Genomic DNA, 20,810 nt, shown 5'->3' on the forward strand with positions numbered 1-20,810 from the left:
GGTGCTCATGCCGATTGCTCGAGAGACCCGATGACCCCCTTCCCCCCCGTCGACGGCACCGAGATCGAGCGCGCGCTGCGCCAGCGCGCGGCGGAGAAAATCCTCGTCCTCGACGGGGCGATGGGCACGGTGATCCAGCGCCTGAAGTTCACGGAAGAGGACTTTCGGGGCGCGCGCTTCAAGGACCACGGGCATGACCAGCGCGGCAACAACGACCTCCTGATCCTGACGCAGCCCGACGCGATCCGGCAGATCCACCTCGACTACTTCCTCGCCGGTGCCGACGTCGCTGAGACCAACACGTTTTCCGGCACCACGATCGCCCAGGCCGATTACGGCATGGAATCGATCATCCACGAGCTGAACGCCGAGGGCGCGCGGCTGGCCCGCGAGGCGGCGAAACTCGCGGAAGAACAGGACGGCCGCCGCCGGTTCGTGGCCGGCGCCATCGGCCCGACCAACCGCACGCTGTCGATCTCGCCGGACGTCAACAATCCCGGCTACCGCGCCGTCACCTTCGACCAAGTCCGCCAAGCCTATGTCGAGCAGGTGCGCGGCCTCATCGACGGCGGCGCCGAACTGATCCTGATCGAGACGATCTTCGACACGCTCAACGCCAAGGCGGCGATCGCCGCCGCTTGGGCCGTGTTCGAGGAGACCGGCATCCATCTGCCGATCCAGATCTCGGGCACCATCACGGATCTCTCCGGCCGCACCCTCTCGGGCCAGACCCCGGGGGCGTTCTGGAACTCGCTGCGCCATTCGAGCCCGCTGACCTTCGGCCTCAACTGCGCCCTCGGGGCGCGGGAGATGCGCGGCCACATCGCCGAGCTGTCGCGGATCTGCGACACGCTGGTCTGCGCCTATCCGAATGCCGGCCTGCCCAACGAGTTCGGCCTCTACGACGAGAGCCCGGAGGCGATGGGCAAGCTCGTCGGCGAGTTCGCCGAATCCGGCCTCGTCAACATGGTCGGCGGCTGCTGCGGCACCACCCCGGACCACATCCGCGCCATCGCCGAAGCGGTCGCCGACAAGACACCGCGAAAAGTCCCGGAAATCCCGCGCCTGATGCGGCTGTCGGGCCTCGAGCCCTTCGTGCTGACGAAGGAAATTCCGTTCGTGAACGTGGGCGAGCGCACCAACGTCACCGGCTCGGCCAAATTCCGTAAGCTCATCACCAACGGCGACTACGCCGCGGCCCTCGACGTGGCCCGCGATCAGGTCGCGGCCGGCGCCCAGGTCATCGACGTCAACATGGACGAGGGCCTGCTCGACAGCCAGAAGGCCATGGTCGAGTTCCTGAACCTCGTCGCCGCCGAGCCCGACATCGCCCGGGTGCCGGTGATGGTCGATTCCTCGAAGTTCGAGGTGATCGAGGCCGGCCTGAAATGCATCCAGGGCAAGCCGATCGTGAACTCGATCTCCATGAAGGAGGGCGAGGACAAGTTCATCGAGGCCGCGCGTGTCTGCCGCTCCTACGGCGCGGCGGTCGTCGTCATGGCCTTCGACGAACAGGGGCAGGCGGATTCCTACGAGCGCAAGGTCGAGATCTGCACCAAGGCCTATCGGATCCTCACCGAAGAGGTCGGCTTCCCGCCGGAAGACATCATCTTCGATCCGAACATCTTCGCCGTCGCCACCGGCATCGAGGAGCACAACCCCTACGGCGTCGCCTTCATCGAGGCCACGCGGACAATTCGGAAAACACTGCCCCACGCCCATATCTCGGGCGGCGTCTCGAACCTGTCCTTCGCCTTCCGCGGCAACGAGCCGGTGCGCGAGGCGATGCATGCGGTGTTCCTGTTCCACTGCATCACGGCCGGCATGGACATGGGCATCGTCAATGCGGGGCAGCTCGCGGTCTACGACGAGATCCCGGCGGAGCTGCGCGACCTGTGCGAGGACGTCGTCCTCAACCGGCGCGAGGATTCGACCGAGCGCCTCCTGGAGGCCGCCGAGCGCTTCAAGACCGGCGCCTCGGCCCAGGCCCGGACCGCCGACCTCTCCTGGCGCGAGGCCCCGGTCGCGAAGCGCATCGAGCACGCGCTCGTCAACGGCATCACCGAGTACATCGTCGCCGACACCGAGGAGGCGCGCAAAGAGGCCGAGCGCCCGCTCCACGTCATCGAGGGCCCGCTGATGGCCGGCATGAACGTGGTCGGCGACCTGTTCGGCGCCGGAAAGATGTTCCTGCCCCAGGTCGTGAAGTCGGCCCGGGTGATGAAGCAGGCGGTCGCCTATCTCGAGCCCTTCATGGAGGAGGAGAAGCGCGCCAATGGCGGCACCGGCCAGCGTCAGGCGGCCGGCAAGGTCCTGATGGCGACCGTGAAGGGCGACGTCCACGACATCGGCAAGAACATCGTCGGCGTGGTTCTGGCCTGCAACAACTACGAGATCATCGATCTCGGCGTGATGGTGCCGGCCGCCAAGATCCTCGAGACGGCCAAGCGCGAGAACGTCGACATCATCGGCCTGTCCGGGCTGATCACGCCCTCGCTCGACGAGATGGTGCATGTCGCGGCCGAGATGGAGCGCGAGGGCATGGAGATGCCGCTCCTGATCGGCGGCGCCACGACGAGCCGCGTCCACACGGCGGTGAAGATCCACCCGGCCTACGCGAAGGGCCAGGCGGTCTACGTCACCGATGCCAGCCGGGCGGTCGGCGTCGTCTCCAGCCTGCTCTCGCAGGAGACCCGCGGGGCCACCATCGAGCGGGTCCGCGGCGAGTACCGCAAGGTCGCCGACGCCCATGCCCGCTCGGAACTCGACAAGCAGCGCCTGCCGCTGGCGAAAGCCCGGGCCAACGCCTTCAAGGTCGACTGGTCGGGCTACGCCCCCCAACGCCCGAGCTTCACCGGCACCCGCGTCTACGGTTCCTACGAGGTGGCCGACCTCGTCCCCTACATCGACTGGACGCCGTTCCTGCAGACCTACGAGTTCAAGGGCCGCTACCCCGCGATCCTCGACGATCCCGAACAGGGCCCGGCCGCCCGCGCCCTGTTCGAGGACGCGCAGATCATGCTCAAGCAGATCGTGGAGGAGCGCTGGTTCAACCCGAAGGCGGTGATCGGCTTCTGGCCGGCCAACAGCGTCGGCGACGACATCCGCCTCTACACCGGCGAGAGCCGGCAGGAGACGCTCGCGACCTTCCACGGCCTGCGCCAGCAGCTGTCGAAGCGCGACGGGCGCCCCAACACCTGCCTCTCCGACTTCGTGGCGCCCGCCGAGACCGGCATCGCCGATTATGTCGGTGGCTTCGTGGTGACGGCGGGGCTGGAGGAGGTGCGGATTGCCGAGCGGTTCGAGCGGGCCAACGACGATTACCGCTCGATCCTCGTCAAGGCGCTGGCCGACCGCATCGCCGAGGCTTTCGCCGAGCGGATGCACGAGCGCGTCCGCAAGGAGTTCTGGGGCTACGCGCCGGGCGAGACCTACGCGCCCGACGAGCTGGTCGCGGAGAAGTACGACGGCATTCGCCCGGCGCCGGGCTATCCGGCCCAGCCCGACCATACCGAGAAGGTGCCGCTGTTCGATCTCCTCAAGGCGGAAAGCCGGATCGGGGTGAAGCTCACCGAATCCTACGCCATGTGGCCGGGCTCGTCGGTGTCGGGGATCTATCTCGCCCATCCGCAGGCGCATTATTTCGGCGTCGCCAAGATCGAGCGCGATCAGGTCGAGGATTATGCCCTGCGCAAGGGCATGGAGATCGGGCAGGTCGAGCGCTGGCTCGGGCCGATCCTCAATTACGATCCGGCCCGATACCTCAAGGCCGCCGCCGAATAAGACACGCCGAAGAAGTCACACCCGGCGCGGGATCGCCCCCGCGCCGGCTTTTTGCCCTTGCCGAGGGACGGGCTCGCGGGGCACGCCGTCTGACCGGCCGGAGCGGCGACGCTTCCGCCCCATCCAGGGAAGACCCGATGCGTCCCACGCTCCTCGTCCTCGCCGCCGTCCTCGCCTGCGGTCTGTCCGCCTGCAACAGCGCGGGCTCCGGCAATTCCGGCCTGTCGCAGTCCTTCGACACCAGCAACTACCGCAGCTCGGCCGACACCAACGGCACCCAGTCCCGCAAGGACGTGAACCGCGCCTACACGCAGCCCTCGCTGCCCTCGATCGCCAATCGCGGCTTCTGATTCTTTGGGGGATGCGGCCGGGCTCCCCGGCCGTCATTCCGGGGCCGCGCCGCGGAACCCGGAATCCATGACGGGCCTCGACGACGGGCCTCGACGCCATGCTCCGGCTCCGCATCACGGGTGGTTTCCGGGTTCGCTTATCAGCGCCCCGGAATGACGATGCCAATCTTCACGTTGTTTGGGACGTCGTCGCGCAGCGCAGGCCGATCCTTGCGCCTTCGAGGCCCTCTCGGATGGGCAGCGCAGCGGCGCATCTCAGGTGAGGACAAGGGCGGGACGGTAGGGTCGAGCCCCTCAATCCTCGCCGCCGGCGTAAAACCCTTCCGCGCCCATCCCGTCTTCGAGCATCATCCGGGCGCGGGCGCGCAGTTTCTCCGTCTCGCTCTTGAGCTGGCCGCAGGCCGCCAGGATGTCGCGGCCGCGCGGGGTGCGCACCGGCGAGGCGTAGCCAGCGTTGAACACGATCTCCGAGAAGCGGTCGATCCGCTCCCAGTCCGAGCACTCGTATTTCGAGCCGGGCCAGGGATTGAACGGGATCAGGTTGATCTTGGCCGGAATCCCCTTGAGGAGCCGCACCAGGGCGCGGGCATCGGCGTCCGAATCGTTGACGCCCTTCAGCATCACGTATTCGAAGGTGATGCGGCGCGCGTTGCTGACGCCCGGATAGGTCCGGCAGGCCTCGAGCAGCTGCGCGATCGGATATTTGCGGTTCAGCGGCACCAGCTCGTCGCGCAAGGTGTCACGCACCGCGTGCAGCGAGATCGCCAGCATGGCGTTCGCCTCCTCGCCGAGCCGCGCGATCTGCGGCACGACCCCGGAGGTCGAAACCGTGATGCGGCGGCGCGAGAGGGCGAGCCCCTCCGGGTCGGCCATCACGGCGACGGCGTCGATCACGGCGTCGAGATTGTAGAGCGGCTCGCCCATGCCCATGAAGACGATGTTGGTCACGAGGCGCCCGACCTCGCCGCCGTCCTTGCTCGGCATCTGCCCGGCGAAGTCGCCCAGCGCGTCGCGGGCCACCACGACCTGGGCGACGATCTCGGCGGTCGAGAGGTTGCGCACGAGGCGCTGGGTCCCGGTATGGCAGAACGAGCAGGTCAGCGTGCAGCCGACCTGGGACGAGACGCAGAGCGTGCCGCGGTCGTCGCCGGGGATGTAGACGCACTCGATCTCGGCGCCGCGGTTGTGGTCGTGCGCGCCGGTCGGCGCCATGCGCAGGAGCCATTTGCGGGTGCCGTCGCGGGAGACCTGCTCGGTGACGATCTCGGGCCGGTCCAGGCTGAAGGCGTCCGCGAGCTGCGCCTTCAGCCCCTTGCCGACATTGGTCATTTCCGAAAAGTCGCGCGCACCGCGCACATAGACCCAGTGCCAGATCTGGCCGACGCGCATCCGCGTCTCGCGCTCGGCCACGCCGATGTCGAGGAGCGCCTGTTTCAGGTCGGCCCGGGTGAGGCCGACGAGCGAGCGCTTGCGCCCGGGCGGGGCGGAGAGGGCCGTGACCTCGGGGGCCTTCTCGATCGGGGAAACGGCGCGCGCCTCGCGCCGGGCGGTATCGAACGACGCCGTCGCCATGGCAGTGACCTTAAGGAACTGGAACCGCTCTCATATAGGCGACTTCGTCCGCGAACGCGAATGCGCGGCGCGCTCAGGCGCCGGTCCGGGGACGCCGGCCCGGACGCAGGGGCCGCGCCGTCACGGAGCCGATCGCGATCCGCGTGCCCGGTCCGAGCCGCCGCAGCAGGCGGCGCAGGTCGTCGGGTCGGAGCGCCACGCAGCCCTCGGTCGGCCGGAACCCCGAGCGGGCGACGTGCAGGAAGATCGCCGAGCCGCGGCACGGACGGATCGGCCCGCGGTTGTAGTCGAGGTCGAGCACGAGGTCGTAGAGGCCGTCCGCGCGCCAGAGCGTCTCGGCGCGGGTCGGGCTCGGCAGGCGGACGGGGCGGTTGTAGCGGCGGTCGCCGGCCGCGTCGCACCAGCCGTCGTCGGGCCGGATCGCCCGCAGCGGCAGGGGGCTTTCCGGTCGCACGGGGAAGCGGTCGGGCCGGTAATAGCCGCCGCGCAGGCGAAACACCCCCCGGGGCGAGGCGCCGTCACCCTCGCGCTTGTCCGCCCGCACCCCGGCGCGGCCGAGGGCGCAGGGCAGCACGATCGGGCCGGCGACGAGCCGCCCCTTCGTCGGATCCGTCGGCAGGGGATGCACCCGCAGCAGGCCGAGCGCGGCGGGCCGCCGGGTCGTCCGGCCCTCCTCCTCGATGCGGTTCATTGCGCATTCATCCTGTATCTCTGTTCGTCGGCCGCTGATCCGACAGTCGGAGCCCGGCAACAGGCGCCCGAACATGGCGAAAATTCTGCATAAAGCGGTAACCAGGATGTTCGGGAGCCGGAATCGAACTAGGTTCGGCTCGAGGCGGGGCTGTGCGAGCGCCGCTTGCGGTGGACGGATGGGCCGATGATCCGGTGCGGTCCTGCGTCATGACACTGTCCTCGTCGCTTGCCTGAGGCGCTCGACCTCGGGTCACCGGAAGAGCCTGTCGAAAGTCACGTTGTCGATGTCCAACCCCTATTGTCTCCTCGTCTGCGACGACGACGACGCCCTGCGCGAGGCGTTGACGGAGCAGATCGATGCCTACGAGGAGTTCACCGTCATCGGCGAGGCCAACGCCACGGCCGCGCTCGCCCGCGTGGCGGAGGAGCGGGTCGATCTCGTCGTGATGGATGTCGGCCTGCCGGACATGGACGGGCGCGAGGCCGTGCGGGTCATGCGCCGCAACGGCTATCGCGGTCCGATCATCGTGCTGACCGCCCAGGAATCCGACGACGACATGGTGGAGGGCCTGGAGGCGGGCGCCAACGACTACGTGGTCAAGCCGTTCAAGTTCGCCGTGCTGCTCGCGCGCATCCGGGTGCAGCTGCGCCAGCACGAGGCCAGCGAGGACGCGGTGTTCCGCATCGGCCCCTACACCTTCCGCCCGGGCGCCAAGCTCCTGGTCGGCGAGCGCGGCTCCAAGCTGAAGCTCACCGAGAAGGAGACCGCGATCCTGCGCTATCTCTATCGGGCCGGGCGCGAGGTGGTGGGGCGCGACACGCTGCTCGCCGAGGTGTGGGGCTACAACGCCCACGTCACCACCCACACGCTGGAAACCCACATCTACCGCCTGCGCCAGAAGATCGAGCCGAACCCGGCCACGGCCGCGATCCTCGTCACCGAGGGCGGGGGCTACAAGCTGCTGCCCTGACGCGGCACGGGGCCGGCCGCCCTGGATCGGGCCCGCGTATCGCGCGCCCGCACCAGATCGGCTAAGCGTTGCCGTGCCGGGAGCGGTGCGGCCGAGGGGCGAGACAGGCGTTGGGGCTCGACGACGACATGGCGATCCTCGCCGCCGCCCCGGTGTTCGAGCTGTTCGAGCGCGACGCCCTGCGCCTCCTGAGCTTTGCCGGGGACCGGCGCCGGCTGGAGGCGGGCGAACTGCTGTTTGCCCGCGGCGCGGCCTCCGACGGCGGCTACGTCGTGATGGCCGGCACGATCGCCCTCGAGTCCCGCCGCCCCGGCATCGCCCCCGTCACCGTCTCCCGCTCCGGACTGATCGGGCGCAACGCCCTGTTCGGCCCGGTGGAACGGCCGACCGATGCCCGCGCCGTCGAGCCGTCCGAGGTGATGCGCCTGCCGCCCTCCGTGATGAGCCGCGTGCTGCGCGAGTTTCCCGATGTGGCCGCCGCCATCCATGCCGGCATCGCCGGCGAGTTGCGCGATCTCGTCGAAGGTCTCGCGGCGGTCGGCGAGCGGATCGCACGGATCACGCCACGCGAACGGTGACAGGCCGGAGCGGCTTTTGTAAGCACAGCCGATCTCTCGCGCCCGACACTCGGCGCCCGAACCGCCCGGAACACCGACGATGTCCTACGCTGATCTCGAAAAGACCATCGAAGCCGCCTGGGACGAGCGCGCCGCCGTCTCGACCACGACCGCGGGCCCCGTCCGCGAGGCGGTGGACGAGGCGCTCAACCTCCTCGATTCCGGGCGGGCCCGCGTCGCCGAGAAGGTGGGTGACACGTGGCAGGTGAACCAGTGGCTCAAGAAGGCGGTGCTGCTCTCGTTCCGCCTCAACGACATGGTGCCGATCGAGGGCGGGCCCGGCGCCGCGCCGTGGTGGGACAAGGTGCCCTCGAAGTTTGCCGGCTGGGGCGAGGCCGAGTTCCGCGCGGGCGGATTCCGCGCCGTGCCGGGCTGCTTCGTGCGCCGCGGCTCCTACATCGCCCCCGGCGCGGTGCTGATGCCGAGCTTCATCAACCTCGGCGCCCATGTCGGCGAGGGCACCATGGTCGACACTTGGGTGACGATCGGCTCCTGCGCCCAGGTCGGGAAGAACTGCCACATCTCGGGCGGGGCCGGGATCGCCGGCGTGCTGGAGCCGCTCCAGGCCAACCCGGTCATCATCGAGGACAATTGCTTCGTCGGCGCCCGCGCCGAGGTCGCCGAGGGCGTCATCGTCGGCGAGGGCTCGGTGCTGTCGATGGGCGTCTATATCGGCGCCTCGACCCGCATCATCGACCGCACCACCGGCGAGACCTTCTTCGGACGCGTGCCGCCCTATTCGGTCGTCGTCTCGGGCACGACCCCCGGCAAGCCCCTGCCGGACGGCACCCCCGGCCCCGGCCTGTACTGCGCCGTGATCGTCAAGCGCGTCGACGCCGGCACCCGCGCCAAGACCGGCATCAACGAGCTGCTGCGGACCTGATGGGCGCGACGGCGCCCCTCACCACCCGCCTCCTCGAGCTCACCGTCGCCGGGCAGCTGGTTCCGACCCCGTGCAGCGAGGTCGGCGCGGGACCGGCGGCGCTGCTGCTGCCGGCGCTCTCCTCGATCTCCGCGCGCGAGGAGATGCGGCCCCTCGCCCGCGAACTCGCGGAGAGCCATCGCTGCCTCGTGCCGGACTGGCCGGGCTTCGGCGCCCAGGCCCGCACCCGGCTGCCGCTCACGCCCGCGACCGTCCACGCCTTCCTCGACGCGCTGCTCGCCGCCGCGCCGGGGCCCTACGCGCTGGCGGTCGCGGCGGGCCACGCCGCCCCCTATCTCGCGGCGGCCGCGCGCCGCCACCCGCACGCCTTCGGGCGGCTGGTGCTGGTGGCGCCGACCTGGCGCGGGCCGCTGCCGACCGCGATGGGGCCGGAGCGGGCGCATTGGTTCGGACGCATCCGCCGGGCGGTGGAGATGCCGGTCCTCGGCGAGGCGCTCTACCGCCTCAACATCAGCCCGCCGGTGATCGCCCGGATGCTGCGGGCCCATGTCTACGCGGAGCCCGGGCACGTCACGCCGGACCTGGTCCGGGCCAAGCACCGGATCACCCGCCAGCGCAACGGGCGCTTCGGCACCGCCGCCTTCGTGACCGGCGGGCTCGACCCGGTCGGCACGCGCGAAGAGTTCCTGGCCCTGTTCGGCACGGATCTTCCGCCGGTGCGGGTGCTGCGGCCGGAGCGGGCGCCGCGGCGCTCGGGGGCCGAGATGGACGCTCTGGTCGCTTCGGGCGGCGTCGAAGCCCGCCCCATCCCCGGAGCCCTGAGCCCGCACGAAGAGTTCCCGCGGGAGGTCGCCGCCGCGATCCGCACCTGATCGGCCGGGATCGGGCGCCTCCCGGGCGCGCGACATCACCGAAAAGGTGTCAGCCCACAGGGGCTTGCCGGACTGTGACGCGTCTGTCGCATGTCCCTCCTAGACAGACCCGGCCTGTTACGGCGTTCGATTCCTGAAAGCATTCGTCCGATGTTCCGTCCGCCGGCCCGCCTCGCCACCGTCCTGATCGTCCTGCTCGCCGCGCCCGTCGCCGCCCAGACCGAAACGGTCCCGCCGGCGGCCTCCGCCCCGGACAAGGCCGCGCCCTCGATCGAGCAGGACCGGCTCGGCTCGGCCGTGACCGCGCCGAAAGCCTATCTGAGCGAGGCCGCCGCGCCGAGCCTCGTCGCGATCCTGCCGCCGCCCCCGGGCGGCCACTCGGTGGCGGAGGCGGCCGACCGGGCGGCCTTCAACGCGACCCGCGCCTACCAGGGCACCGCGCGCTGGGACCTCGCCACCAACGACGTGGCCGAGGGCGGCGCGGCGCTGCTGGAGGATTTCGCCTGCGTGCTCGGCCAGCGCATCGACCAGACCCGCGTGCCCGACCTGATGCGGCTTCTCGACCGGGCCCGCCTCGACATCGCCCGCGCCACCCGCGAGGCCAAGCGGCGCTACCGCCGCCTGCGGCCCTTCGTCGGCAACGACGCGCCGATCTGCGTCGCGCGCTCGCCCGAACTCGCCAACAGCTACAGCTACCCCTCGGGCCATGCCGGCCAGGGCTGGGCCTACGGCCTGATCATGGCCAACCTGTTGCCCGAGAAGGCGACGCAGTTCCTCGTGCGCGGCCGGCTCTACGGCGAGAGCCGGGTGGTCTGCGGCGTCCACTGGATGAGCGACGTGGTCGCCGCCCGCACCGGCGCCTCCGCGGTGGTCGCGGTGCTCCTGGCCGATACCGGCTTCCGTGCCGACCTGGAGCGCGCCCGGGCCGATCTGAAGCGCGCCCTGACCACGGGCGGCACCAAGCCCGATCCGGCGATCTGCGCCCGCGAAGACGCCGCCGCCCGCCAGCCGCTGCTCTGAGCCGGCGGCCGGTCGCCGCGGGGGCCCCGGGGCGGAGGGGCCGGCTTTTCGGGACACGGGTTCGGTCTTAAAGGCTTCTCCGGCCGGCGGCCCTGTGCGCCGCCGTGAGGAGCCCCTCCGCTTGCGCCCGCTCACCCAGACCGTCCTCGACGACGCGCTGACCGGCGGCTTCGCCCCGCATGCCGGCCGGCTGCGGCTCGATTCCGATCCGGCCGCCGGGACGCTGGCGGAGCTCGCGGGGTCCGGCGCCCTCGCGGCGGGGATCGCGCGCTTCGCGGAGGCGCATCCGGGCGGCGAGCGGCGGGCGGCGGCCTCGCTGTGGAGCGCCTACCTCTTCGCCGGGCTCGTGGCGCCGTCCCTCGCCGCGGGGGCGCGGCTCGGGCGGGCGCTGACGCCGGAGCGGCTGCGCCTCGATCCCGTGACCGGCCTGCCCGCCGCGATCCATCTCGCGCCCGAACCGCCACAGGCCGCGCCTCTGCCGGATCAGGTCGAGCGATTGCTCGACGCCTGCGTCGCGCCCGCGGTGCGGCTCCTGCGGGCCGGGACCGGGCTCTCGGCCCGGCTCCTGTGGGAGAATGCGGGCGGCCACCTGTTCTGGACGCTCGACACCCTCGCCCGCGAGTGCCCGGAGCGGGCCGGCGAGGCGAGGGCGGCGCTGGAAGCCCTGCGCTGGCCCCAGGAGGCCTGCGCCGCGCTCACGCTGATGCGGTCCGACGCACTCGCCGGACACGAGGCCCCCCGCCGCCGGGTCTGCTGCCTGCGCCACGCCCTGCCGGGGTTCCCGCACTGCCCCGGCATCTGCCCGCTGCTGCGCGCGCCGGCCCCGGCCTCGGATCGTTGAGGGCGGCCCGGAGGCCGCCGCCCTGTCGTCAGGACCCTGTCGTCAGGCCGTCCCGGCCTTTCGGCGCTTGCGCCGCCGGGCCAGCATGTTGAGCCCCTCCACGCCCGCCGAGAAGGCCATGGCGGTGTAGATGTAGCCCTTGGGCACATGCGCGCCGAACCCCTCGGCGATCAGCGTCATGCCGATCATGATGAGGAAGCCCAGCGCCAGCATCACCACGGTGGGGTTGGCGGCGATGAAGCGCGAGAGCGGGTCGGCGGCCAGCAGCATCACGGTCACGGCGGTGACGACCGCAATCACCATGATCGGCACGTGCTCCGTCATGCCGACGGCCGTGATGATCGAGTCGATCGAGAAGACGAGGTCGAGGATCAGGATCTGGCCGATCGCCGAGGTGAAGGTGAGGCCGGCCTGGCCGCCCGCCTTCTCCTCCGGGTTCGGATCGACGCTGTGATGGATCTCCTTGGTGGCCTTCCAGAGCAGGAACAGGCCGCCGGCGATCAGGATCATGTCGCGCCAGGAGATGCCCTTGCCGAACACCTCGAAGACCGGCTCCGTCAGGTGGACGATCCAGGCGACCGTGCCGAGGAGGGCGAGGCGCAGGATCAGGGCGAGGCCGATGCCGATGCGCCGGGCTCGGCTCTGCTGATCGGCGGGCAGCTTGTTGGTGATGATCGAGATGAAGATCAGATTGTCGATCCCGAGCACCACCTCCATGACGACGAGGGTGGCGAGCGCCGCCCAGGCGGTCGGGTCGGCGGCGAGCTGAAGGAGGCTGTCCACGTTGGTCGTCCGGCTCAGAGCTTGAAGGGAAGGGGGATTCGCAGGCCGCCCGCATCGAGGGGCGGGGCCAGCACGCGCACGGCCTTGGGGATCACCTTGAAATGCGCGGGCGTCCAGGTGGTCAGCTCGCCGTCGGTGTTCACCGCCCGCGGCCGCCGGGTGGAGAGCTTGAGCTCCGTCGTCTCGAAGGCGCGCACGTCCTCGGCCTGGCCGTGGGTGCCGCGGCGCAGGGCCGGCAGCAGCGCGATCAGCCGCCACCAGTGCTCGACCTCCAGGCTGTAGAAGTCGAGCTTGCCGTCGTCGACGGTGGCGTCCTCCTGCACGGTCATGCCGCCGCCGTAGTGGCGGCCGTTGCCGACCGAGGCCTGGATGGTGGTGACCTTCTCGATCGTGCCGTCGTGCTCGATCGTCACCGTGAAGGGGCGGGCGCGCCGCAGGAGGCGGAAGGCCGCGATGGCGTAGCCCACCGTGCCCCACTTCTTCTTGGCCTCCGCCGTGAGTTCCGCCGCGAGGTCGGCGGAGAAGCCGATGCTCGCGACGTTGAAATAGTGGTGCCCGTTGACCCAGCCGAGATCGATCGCCTTTTCCGGCGCGGTCGGGATGACATGGGCCGCCGCCTCCGGTTCGAGCGGCAATCCGAGCGAGCGGGCGAGGTCGTTGGCGGTGCCGAGCGGCAGGATGCCGAAGGGCAGCCGCGTCTCCACGAGGGCGGAGGCCGCCGCGTTCATGGTGCCGTCGCCGCCGCCCAGCACCACCAGATCGACGGCGCCCGCATGGCGCACGATGGTGTCGTGGCAATCGGGGTTGCTCTCGGGCTCGACGAGATCGAGCCCGCCCTCGCGCAGGATGGTGCGGATCGCGTCCAGCGACGACCCGCCGTTGCGGGCCTTGGCGTTGGCGAGGAACAGGGCGCGCCGCCGGGCGCCGCCAGGGGTGCTCAAATCGCCAGGAGCGCTCAATGGGTCGCTCCGGGACAGGACGGGACGGTCGGCGCCTCCGGGGGAAGTAGCCCTCTCACGAATCCTCGCACGCGTTCGCGCAGCGTCAGCGCAAGGCCCGGCGCAGAGCCGTGGTAGATCCGACATCACGGTCGACGCCTCGACCGTCAGAGGGGCCCGGACCCGCTCGACGCGCTCACCGGGAGAATGGTTCCATCGAACCCTGCCCCGAGGCGGGGCGGCGGACGAGACCGCGGAGAGCGCATGCTCAAGGTGGGCCCTTCCGCCGGGAGGGCAAGGGGAGAGGGCACGGGCAAGAAGACGGGGAAGAGGGCGGGCAAGAGGGCGGGCAAGAGGACGTGGAAGAGGATAAGGGCCCGCGCGGTTCACGGCGGAATGGAACCCTCGGCGTGGCCGCATGCGTTTCACGAAGGACGCGCCCCGCCCGATCGGTGATGCCATGCGGCCTCTTCTCGTCTCGACCGCCCTTTCGGCCCTTCTGGCTCTGACGCTGCCGGCCGTCGCCCAGCAGGGGGCAGGCTGGGTCGATCCACCGGCCAAGCCCGCCGAGCCGAGCAAGCCGGCCCCGGAGACAGCCGAGCTGCCCCCGGCGGCGCGCCCCGAGACACCGGCCCCCGCCGCGCGCGAGGCGCGGTCCCGGCCGCGCTTCGACACCCGCGCCGCGGCGTCGGAGAAGACCGCGGAGGAGACCCGGGACGAGACCCGAAGGGCCGCCCGCGGCACCCGGCGGGCGGGCGAGCTGCGGCAGGCCCGGCGGCAGGCGGCCCGCGAGGCGGCACTCCGCGCGCATCGCCCCGCCGTCGCCCCGCCGCTGCCGTCCCAGGGCCAGGCACGGGCCGAGCCCGATCCGCGCTTTCCCGAATGGGCCGGCACCGCGCAGCGCATGAGCGTGGCCTATCTCGACAGCGTGTCGAGCCCGGGTGAGGGGATGGTCGCGGCGGCACCCCGCTTCTACGGGGAGCGGATCCGCTTCCACGGCCGCACGATGTCGCTGTCCGCGCTGATGGCGGAGAAGCGGCGCTTCGTGCGGCGCTGGCCCGAGCGGAGCTACGAGCCGCAGGGCGAGCCGCGGGTCGGGTGCGACGCCGGCAGCGCGACCTGCCTCGTGCGCATCGTCCACACCTTCACCGCCGCGAGCCCGGGCCGCGGCACCCGCTCCCAGGGCCTCGCCGAACTGGTGCTGACGGTGAGCTTCGCCGGCGGGCGGCCGGTCATCGTCGCCGAATCGAGCCGCGTCCTGCGCCGAGGGTCGCTGACCGCCTCGGCGGGGGGCCCGGGTGGCGCCTGAGGCCCCTGGCTTGCGCGCGCGCCGATGATGTTGAAGGAGTGCGGTTCGTCCCCCCGCGGGACCGGCATCGGCGTGTGAGACGGAGTGACCCGCGCGTGAAGGGATCGGCAAAGGCCGCAGGCCGGAGCAAGGAGGCCGCCGCGCCCCCGCCCGAGGCGCCGGTCTCCGAGGACGACCGCCGCATCCGCGCCCTCATCCTGGCCGAGCTCGACCGGCGCCGGGTGCGGCCGGTGGCGCGCCGGACGCTGGCCTTGATCGCCGAGGGGTTCGTCGAACCCGCCGAGGGCCTGCCGGGCTACCGCATCGTCGACCGTGCGGGCACCGTGCGCCTGCGCGGCGAGGGCGCCGGTGTGCCCCTGGCGCTGCACGAGCTGATCGAGGAATTGAGCGGCCAGCATCCCGCCCTGTTTGAGCCGCCGCCCCCGGTCCCCGAGCCGCCGGAGCCCCATCGCGACACCATCGCCGACGTGCGGGCCGCGGGCGCACGCTTCGTCGAGACCCAATCGGCGCTCGCCCGCTCCCTCGCCTCCACCTCGGCCGAGCGCAGCCGGGCCCTGGCCAACGCGGCGAGCGAGACGGTCGAGGGATGGCGCCACCGGCTCGCCACGCGCCTCCGGGCCCGGCCGCGCCCCGCCCCGGTGGCCTTCGAGCCCGCCGCGAGCGACCTCCCGGATTCGGCCACGCCCCCGCCGGTGACCGAGGGTCTCCGCAGCCGGCTCGACCGGACCTGGACGGCGCTGTCCGGCCGCCTCCAGCCCCGTGAGAACGCGCTGCGCCTGCGCGACCGCGTCGAGGACGGCCTCGCCGCGGGCGGCCACCGGCCGGTTCTCCTGATGGGGCTCGGCGCCGTGGCGGGCGCGGGCCTCGTGGCCGCCATCGTCCTGACCGGGCGCGAGGGCGGCGAACCCGCCGCGACGGGCCGGGAGACGCCCCCGGTCGCCGAGACCCGAACCCCGCCGCAGGAGAGCCGGGATCCGTCCCCCGCCCAGGAACGGCCCCCCGCCCAGGAGCCGGCCCCCGCCGAGACACCCCGGATGCCGCCCGCGGCGGACCCGCCGGCGGCCGAGGCGCCCCGCGCCGCGAACACCCCCGCGGGCGTCGCCGAGGTGATCGACACCGCGACCCTGCGGGTGGCCGGCAAGGTCGTGCGGCTGTTCGGCGTGGAATGGGTGCGCGGCGGACAGGCCGACGAACTCGCGAAATACCTGCGCGGGCGCGAGGTGACCTGCCAGCCGGCGCCGGGCAGCAGCGCCCATATCTGCACCGTGGAGGGGCGCGACCTGTCCGAGGTCGTCCTGTTCAACGGCGGCGGGCGCGCCTCGGCGGAGGCGACGCCCGAACTCGCCGCCGCGGAGGACCACGCCCGCAGCGAGCGGCTCGGGGTGTGGAAGCGCTAGGAAGTCGTACCGGATCGCGGGTCCAGGGAGTCCCGCGAACTCTGCGCCGGCCGCCCCTCGCGGGCCGACACCCGGGGCGCACCACACCTGCTCCGACCGACCGGAGAGGCCCGCCGACCCTCGCCGCCGCGCCGGCCGATCGCGCCGGGACGCGGAAATGTCAGCTTGGCCGTAATTTCGCCGAAGATTGGCGGGAGCCCTCCCGTATCGGCCCGCGGGACACGGAAAGTCCAGAATCATGACCATGGACGCTGAGGGCGCCGCGTTCGGCGGTGGGGACGGGATCGGGCTCCGGGTGCCGCGCCTCAACCGCCGGTCGTTCCTGGCAGGCTCGGCCGCCGGTCTCGGCGCCTGGGGCCTGGGCGGCTGCGTGACCTCCGACGGCACGACCTTCGCCGAGGCGGCGCAGATCTACGGGCCGATGCCGGACGAAAAGTTCGCGATCCCGGCGGTCGACATCAAGAAGGTCGATCCGAAATACTACCGCCGGACGGTCCGCTACGAGACCAAGGAAGCGCCGGGCACGATCGTCGTCGATCCCCGCAACTACTACGTCTACCGCATCGAGGGCGACGGGGCCGCGATCCGCTACGGCGCCAATGTCGGGCGTGACGGGTTCCTGTGGAGCGGCGACGCCTATGTCGGGCGCAAGTCCGAATGGGCGACCTGGACGCCGCCCAGGGAGATGATCAAGCGCCAGCCCGAGGTCGCCCAATATGCCCGCGGCATGCCCGGCGGACTCGAGAACCCGCTCGGCGCCCGCACCCTGCACCTGTACCAGAACGGCGCCTACACGCTCTACACGATCTATGCCAGCAGCGAGCCCGAATCGATCGGCTCGGGCATCACCAGCGGCTGCGTCGGCCTGCTCAGCCAGGACATGATTCATCTCTACGCGCGCACGCCGGTGAAGACGAAGGTGGTCGTTCTGCCTGCGTAGGGCCGCGGCCCCGAACCAACGACCGTGGTTCCTGGGCGACGGGGCCCGACGACATCCGAGAGACGTCGAAGCCCGTCATCGCCGCCCCCGCGTTTGCGTCGGGCCGGCGCGGCGGCCTATAAGCGGCGCTCCCGACACATCCCACCCCGAAGCGTCGAGGATCCCGCCCGCCGGGAGCCCTCCGCCCGGGCCGAACGAGAGACAGGTCCCGCCATGGCCGGGCATTCCCAGTTCAAGAACATCATGCACCGCAAGGGCCGTGTCGACGCGGTCCGCTCGAAGCTGTTCAGCAAGCTCGCCCGCGAGATCACGGTGGCGGCCAAGCTCGGCACGCCCGACCCGGCGATGAACCCGCGCCTGCGCGCCGCCGTGCTGGCGGCCCGGGCCGAGAACATGCCCAAGGACAACATCGAGCGCGCCATCAAGAAGGCGACCGGGGGCGACGGGGAGAACTACGAGGAGATCCGCTACGAGGGCTACGGCCCCGGCGGCGCGGCCCTCATCGTCGAGGCGCAGACCGACAACCGCAACCGCACCGCCAGCGACGTGCGCTCGGCCTTCACCAAGTCCGGCGGCAGCCTCGCCGAGACCGGGGCGGTGGCCTTCCTGTTCGACCGGGTCGGCGTCATCGCCTTCCCCCCCGAGGTCGCCGACGCCGACGCGATGCTGGAGGCCGCGATCGAGGCCGGCGCCGACGACGTGCGCTCGGATTCGGACGGCCACGAGGTCACCTGCGCCCAGGACGCCTATGGCGAGGTCTCGAAGGCGCTGGAGGCCCGCTTCGGCGAGCCGCGCCGCACCGGCCTGATCTGGAAGGCCCAGAACAGCATCGACGTCGATGACGAGACCGGAGAGAAGCTGGTCCGCCTCGTCGAGGTGATCGAGGACCAGGACGACGTGCAGAACGTCTACGTCAACTTCGCCCTCTCCGACGCGCTCATGGAGAAGATGGGCGCGTAGCCGCCGCGCGGCGGGGCGCCCCGCCGCACCGCGGCGGGCGAAAAGACCCAGCCCTTTTGTCGCGCGGGCGCGCACCCGCTTGCGCGCTATCTACTGGTGGCCGCCACGTTCCGGCGCGCTCGAACCCCGTCGCCTCGCCCGATGCAGGACCGCCCCGTCATTCTCGGCATCCACGGCCTCGCCAACAAGCCGCCCCGGGACGAGAAGCAGAAGTGGTGGGAGGCGGCGATCCGGGAGGGGCTCGCGCGCAATCTCGGCCATGACCCGAGCGAGCGCCTGCGCTTCGATTTCGTCTACTGGGCGGACCTGCGCTACGGGGAGCCGGTCACGGCCGGGCGCAACCGCGAGCCCTATTATCCCGCCCGCGGCCGGGGGCCGTTCCCGAGTCCGGAGGCCGGGCCGCCACCGGGGCCGACCCTGACCGACCGGGTCTACCGCGTCCTCGAATGGCTGCAGGAGAAGTCCGGCCGGCTCCTCGTCGACGACGTGTTCATCGAGTACCGGCTCGACGACCTGTGGGGCTACTACAAGGACGCCGCCTTCCGCGACGCCGCCCGCGAGCGGCTGCGCGCGGCGCTGGCGCAGCATGCCGGGCGGCCGCTGCTGCTGGCCGCCCACTCGATGGGCTCGCTGATCGCCTACGACGTGCTGCGGCTCCTGGAGGCGGACGGGGCCCCGCCGCGCAGGCTCCATCTCGTCACCATGGGGGCGCCGCTGGGCCTCGCCGAGGTCAAGCACCGGATCGACCAGGAGCATGGCGGCCTGCGCGTGCCGGCGGCGGTGGCGCGCTGGACCAATCTCAGCGACCGCGACGACGTGGCGACCGTCGGCGCCGCCCTGGACGAGGCCTACGGGCCGAACGCGGCGGGCGTGCGCCCGGTCGAGCACCGGGTCATCAACGCCTATCGGCGCCCGCGCGGCGGCACGAACCCGCACAAGTCCTACGGCTACCTGCGCACGCCGCAATTCTCGCGGGCGGTGGCGGCGTTCCTGGCGGACGAGACGGCCGAGGCGAGGGTGGAGGCCGAGGCATCGGCCTGAGGCCTCCTCAGGTCTCGACGAGGCCGGCGCTCGAATCCGACAGGCCGTGGCCGTGCGGCTGGGCGAGGTACTCTTCCGAGCGCATCTCGATCAGGCGCGAGACGGTGCGCTCGAACTCGAAGGCCTCGCGCCCGTCGGTGGCGGTGTAGAGCCCCGGCGGCTCGGCCTGCGCCGAGGCGACGAGCTTCACCCGCGCATCGTAGAGCGTGTCGATGAGGGTGATGAAGCGCTTGGCCTCGTTGCGCTCCGCCTCGCCCATGATCGGAATGCCCGAGACGATCAGCGTGTGGAAGGTGACGGCGAGCGCCATGTAGTCGGAGGCGCCGAGCGGCCTGCGGCACAGATCGTCGAAGGCGAAGCGGGCGACGCCCCCGGCCTCCTCCGGCACTGCGACGGCGCGGCCCTTGACCCGGATCTCGCTCGGGCTCCCCGTCGCCTTGCCGGTGAGCGCCTTGAACGCCGCGTCGAGGGCGGTCGCGGCCTCCGCATCGGCCGGCACGTGGTAGACCGAGGCGCCGCCGAGCTTCTCCAGGCGGAAATCGGTGCGGGAATCGAGGCGCAGCACCGTGACCCGCTCCGTCAGCTCCGCCACGAAGGGCAGGAACAGGGCGCGGTTGAGCCCGCCCTCGTAGAGCCGGCTGGGCTCGACATTGGAGGTCGCCACCACGGTCACCCCGTGCCGGAACAGGGCGCCGAACAGGCGTCCGAGCAGCATCGCGTCGGCGATATCGGTCACCGTGAACTCGTCGAAGCAGAGGAGCGAGGCGTCCGCCGCCAGCGCCTCGGCGACCGGCGGGATCGGATCGTCGCCCTTGGCCGCCCCGCTCTTCACCGCCTGCCGATGGGCGTGGATGCGCTCATGCGCGTCGGCCATGAAGCCGTGGAAGTGGACCCGCCGCTTCGGCCCCGGCGCCGCCTCGTGGAACAGGTCCATCAGCATGGTCTTGCCGCGGCCGACCGAGCCCCAGATGTAGAGCCCCTTGGGCGGGGCGGCGCCCTCGTCCTTGCGCCCGAACAGCCAGCCCAGCGCGCTGCCCTTCCTCGCGCGGCGGCGGCGCTCCAGATCCTGCACCAGCCGGTCGAGGGCCGCGACGAGGCGCAGCTGCGCGGGATCGCGCTCGATCGCGCCCGAAGCGACCAGGGCGTCGTAGCGCTCGCGGACCAGGCCGGGCGAGACCGCGCCGGCGCGGGCATGGTCGGAGGGGGCGAGCTTGTCCGGGGACATGGGGCCGGGTTCGTGCGCGACCGCGAACGGCCGATGGACCCCTAGTGCCGCGCCGCTCCCCCCGGATCAAGCCGCATGACCGGCGCAGGCCAGCCATGCGGCCGCGCTCGCCGATCCGGCACTTTGCTGCATTGCAGCACAAGTCGGGTCGTTCCAGATTGGGACTGGGCCGCGCCGGAGGGAGGGGGTGCGCCGGCCGAAGCTGCAGCGAGAAGTCGCCTCCGATGTCGCAACCGGACTGTCTCCCGAACCCACCCGCGCCCCGCTTGCCTCGGGACAGCGCGACCTGCCGCCGGCTCTGGCCGAGCGATGCCGCGATGGTGCGGGCCTATTTTCTCCGCCTCGATCCCGAGACCCGGGCGAGCCGCTTCATGGCCGCGGTCGGCGATCGCGCCGCCGCCGCTTACGCCGAGCGCGCGGTCATCGCCGCGGGGCTTATGTTCGGCGCCTTCGCCGACGGGCGGCTGAGGGGGCTCGGCGAGTTGCGCCCGCTCGGGCCCGCCGGCCGTCTCGGCGGGCTCGGCCTCCGGGCGGAAGCCGCCCTGGCGGTCGAGCGGGGCTTCCGGCGCCGCGGCCTCGGCGGGATGCTGCTGCGGCGGCTCGCCGAGGCCGCGC

At 71.9% G+C, this 20,810-nt stretch carries 18 protein-coding genes and 1 pseudogene; 14 read left to right on the forward strand and 5 right to left on the reverse strand.

All coding sequences use genetic code 11. From position 1 onward, the window contains the following. Positions 1 to 30 precede the first annotated feature (30 nt). On the forward strand, positions 31 to 3,783 hold the full coding sequence (gene metH, locus LW587_RS09410; protein ID WP_232629326.1) for a methionine synthase: 3,753 nt from the start codon (positions 31 to 33) through the stop codon (positions 3,781 to 3,783). A gap of 137 nt (positions 3,784 to 3,920) precedes the next feature. Further along, positions 3,921 to 4,133 carry a hypothetical protein gene (locus LW587_RS09415; protein WP_232629327.1) on the forward strand — a complete coding sequence of 71 codons (213 nt, stop codon included), beginning with the start codon at positions 3,921 to 3,923 and terminating at the stop codon, positions 4,131 to 4,133. 294 nt (positions 4,134 to 4,427) lie between these two features. Here LW587_RS09415 and rlmN read toward each other — a convergent pair whose 3' ends face one another. Then, the gene (gene rlmN / locus LW587_RS09420; protein WP_232629328.1) at positions 4,428 to 5,705 is read right to left on the reverse strand and encodes a 23S rRNA (adenine(2503)-C(2))-methyltransferase RlmN; all 1,278 of its coding nucleotides are present in this window, start codon (positions 5,703 to 5,705) and stop codon (positions 4,428 to 4,430) included. A gap of 73 nt (positions 5,706 to 5,778) precedes the next feature. Beyond that, positions 5,779 to 6,396, reverse strand: a complete 618-nt coding sequence (locus tag LW587_RS09425; protein ID WP_232629329.1) for a L,D-transpeptidase family protein — start codon at positions 6,394 to 6,396, stop codon at positions 5,779 to 5,781. Between the two features lie 286 nt (positions 6,397 to 6,682). Between LW587_RS09425 and LW587_RS09430 the strand changes: the two genes are divergently transcribed. From LW587_RS09430 to fhuF, 6 genes are all read left to right on the forward strand, one after another. Then, on the forward strand, positions 6,683 to 7,369 hold the full coding sequence (locus tag LW587_RS09430; RefSeq protein ID WP_232629330.1) for a response regulator transcription factor: 687 nt from the start codon (positions 6,683 to 6,685) through the stop codon (positions 7,367 to 7,369). A gap of 110 nt (positions 7,370 to 7,479) precedes the next feature. Continuing rightward, entirely contained in the window at positions 7,480 to 7,947 is a 468-nt protein-coding gene (locus tag LW587_RS09435; RefSeq protein WP_232629331.1) for a cyclic nucleotide-binding domain-containing protein, read from the forward strand. Between the two features lie 79 nt (positions 7,948 to 8,026). Then, a complete protein-coding gene (gene dapD / locus LW587_RS09440; RefSeq protein ID WP_232629332.1) occupies positions 8,027 to 8,869 on the forward strand; it encodes a 2,3,4,5-tetrahydropyridine-2,6-dicarboxylate N-succinyltransferase in 843 nt (280 codons plus the stop codon). Beyond that, positions 8,869 to 9,741 carry an alpha/beta fold hydrolase gene (locus LW587_RS09445; protein ID WP_232629333.1) on the forward strand — a complete coding sequence of 291 codons (873 nt, stop codon included), beginning with the start codon at positions 8,869 to 8,871 and terminating at the stop codon, positions 9,739 to 9,741. Before dapD ends, LW587_RS09445 begins: the two co-directional genes overlap by 1 nt. A 150-nt stretch (positions 9,742 to 9,891) precedes the next feature. Further along, complete coding sequence (locus LW587_RS09450; RefSeq protein WP_232629334.1) at positions 9,892 to 10,761, forward strand: acid phosphatase; 870 nt, start codon at positions 9,892 to 9,894, stop codon at positions 10,759 to 10,761. Positions 10,762 to 10,882: 121 nt separating this feature from the next. After that, entirely contained in the window at positions 10,883 to 11,602 is a 720-nt protein-coding gene (fhuF, locus tag LW587_RS09455) for a siderophore-iron reductase FhuF (protein ID WP_232629335.1), read from the forward strand. Between the two features lie 42 nt (positions 11,603 to 11,644). Here fhuF and LW587_RS09460 read toward each other — a convergent pair whose 3' ends face one another. Together LW587_RS09460 and LW587_RS09465 are read right to left on the reverse strand one after the other, a co-directional pair. After that, positions 11,645 to 12,385, reverse strand: a complete 741-nt coding sequence (locus LW587_RS09460; protein WP_232629336.1) for a TerC family protein — start codon at positions 12,383 to 12,385, stop codon at positions 11,645 to 11,647. 14 nt (positions 12,386 to 12,399) lie between these two features. Further along, positions 12,400 to 13,344 carry a lipid kinase gene (locus LW587_RS09465; RefSeq protein WP_232629337.1) on the reverse strand — a complete coding sequence of 315 codons (945 nt, stop codon included), beginning with the start codon at positions 13,342 to 13,344 and terminating at the stop codon, positions 12,400 to 12,402. 439 nt (positions 13,345 to 13,783) lie between these two features. Here LW587_RS09465 and LW587_RS09470 point away from each other — a divergent pair, with 439 nt between their 5' ends. From LW587_RS09470 to LW587_RS09490, 5 genes are all read left to right on the forward strand, one after another. Further along, positions 13,784 to 14,632, forward strand: a complete 849-nt coding sequence (locus tag LW587_RS09470) for a hypothetical protein (protein ID WP_232629338.1) — start codon at positions 13,784 to 13,786, stop codon at positions 14,630 to 14,632. Positions 14,633 to 14,727: 95 nt separating this feature from the next. Next, a complete protein-coding gene (locus tag LW587_RS09475; protein WP_232629339.1) occupies positions 14,728 to 16,029 on the forward strand; it encodes a thermonuclease family protein in 1,302 nt (433 codons plus the stop codon). A 238-nt stretch (positions 16,030 to 16,267) separates the two neighbouring features. Then, on the forward strand, positions 16,268 to 16,969 hold the full coding sequence (locus tag LW587_RS09480) for a L,D-transpeptidase (RefSeq protein WP_442919110.1): 702 nt from the start codon (positions 16,268 to 16,270) through the stop codon (positions 16,967 to 16,969). A 213-nt stretch (positions 16,970 to 17,182) separates the two neighbouring features. Further along, complete coding sequence (locus tag LW587_RS09485; RefSeq protein WP_232629340.1) at positions 17,183 to 17,929, forward strand: YebC/PmpR family DNA-binding transcriptional regulator; 747 nt, start codon at positions 17,183 to 17,185, stop codon at positions 17,927 to 17,929. A 141-nt stretch (positions 17,930 to 18,070) separates the two neighbouring features. After that, a complete protein-coding gene (locus LW587_RS09490; protein WP_232629341.1) occupies positions 18,071 to 18,970 on the forward strand; it encodes a thioesterase domain-containing protein in 900 nt (299 codons plus the stop codon). A 7-nt stretch (positions 18,971 to 18,977) separates the two neighbouring features. On the opposite strand, the gene zapE is transcribed toward LW587_RS09490, so the two are convergent. Beyond that, positions 18,978 to 20,195 carry a cell division protein ZapE gene (zapE, locus tag LW587_RS09495; RefSeq protein WP_232629342.1) on the reverse strand — a complete coding sequence of 406 codons (1,218 nt, stop codon included), beginning with the start codon at positions 20,193 to 20,195 and terminating at the stop codon, positions 18,978 to 18,980. Positions 20,196 to 20,419: 224 nt separating this feature from the next. Between zapE and LW587_RS24220 the strand changes: the two are divergent. Then, positions 20,420 to 20,810, forward strand: a pseudogene (locus LW587_RS24220) (GNAT family N-acetyltransferase); the annotation flags it as partial.

It is taken from the genome of Methylobacterium sp. Leaf118 (assembly GCF_920984675.1).
Taxonomy (GTDB): Bacteria; Pseudomonadota; Alphaproteobacteria; order Rhizobiales; family Beijerinckiaceae; genus Methylobacterium.

Excerpts from the sequence above, each read along its gene's own strand:
- metH (WP_232629326.1), top strand. The coding sequence starts at position 31 with ATGACCCCCTTCCCCCCCGTCGACGGCACCGAGATCGAGCGCGCGCTG.
- LW587_RS09415 (WP_232629327.1), top strand. The coding sequence starts at position 3,921 with ATGCGTCCCACGCTCCTCGTCCTCGCCGCCGTCCTCGCCTGCGGTCTG.
- rlmN (WP_232629328.1), bottom strand. The coding sequence starts at position 5,705 with ATGGCGACGGCGTCGTTCGATACCGCCCGGCGCGAGGCGCGCGCCGTT.
- LW587_RS09425 (WP_232629329.1), bottom strand. The coding sequence starts at position 6,396 with ATGAACCGCATCGAGGAGGAGGGCCGGACGACCCGGCGGCCCGCCGCG.
- LW587_RS09430 (WP_232629330.1), top strand. The coding sequence starts at position 6,683 with ATGTCCAACCCCTATTGTCTCCTCGTCTGCGACGACGACGACGCCCTG.
- dapD (WP_232629332.1), top strand. The coding sequence starts at position 8,027 with ATGTCCTACGCTGATCTCGAAAAGACCATCGAAGCCGCCTGGGACGAG.
- LW587_RS09445 (WP_232629333.1), top strand. The coding sequence starts at position 8,869 with ATGGGCGCGACGGCGCCCCTCACCACCCGCCTCCTCGAGCTCACCGTC.
- LW587_RS09450 (WP_232629334.1), top strand. The coding sequence starts at position 9,892 with ATGTTCCGTCCGCCGGCCCGCCTCGCCACCGTCCTGATCGTCCTGCTC.
- LW587_RS09470 (WP_232629338.1), top strand. The coding sequence starts at position 13,784 with ATGCGGCCTCTTCTCGTCTCGACCGCCCTTTCGGCCCTTCTGGCTCTG.
- LW587_RS09480 (WP_442919110.1), top strand. The coding sequence starts at position 16,268 with ATGACCATGGACGCTGAGGGCGCCGCGTTCGGCGGTGGGGACGGGATC.
- LW587_RS09485 (WP_232629340.1), top strand. The coding sequence starts at position 17,183 with ATGGCCGGGCATTCCCAGTTCAAGAACATCATGCACCGCAAGGGCCGT.
- LW587_RS09490 (WP_232629341.1), top strand. The coding sequence starts at position 18,071 with ATGCAGGACCGCCCCGTCATTCTCGGCATCCACGGCCTCGCCAACAAG.
- zapE (WP_232629342.1), bottom strand. The coding sequence starts at position 20,195 with ATGTCCCCGGACAAGCTCGCCCCCTCCGACCATGCCCGCGCCGGCGCG.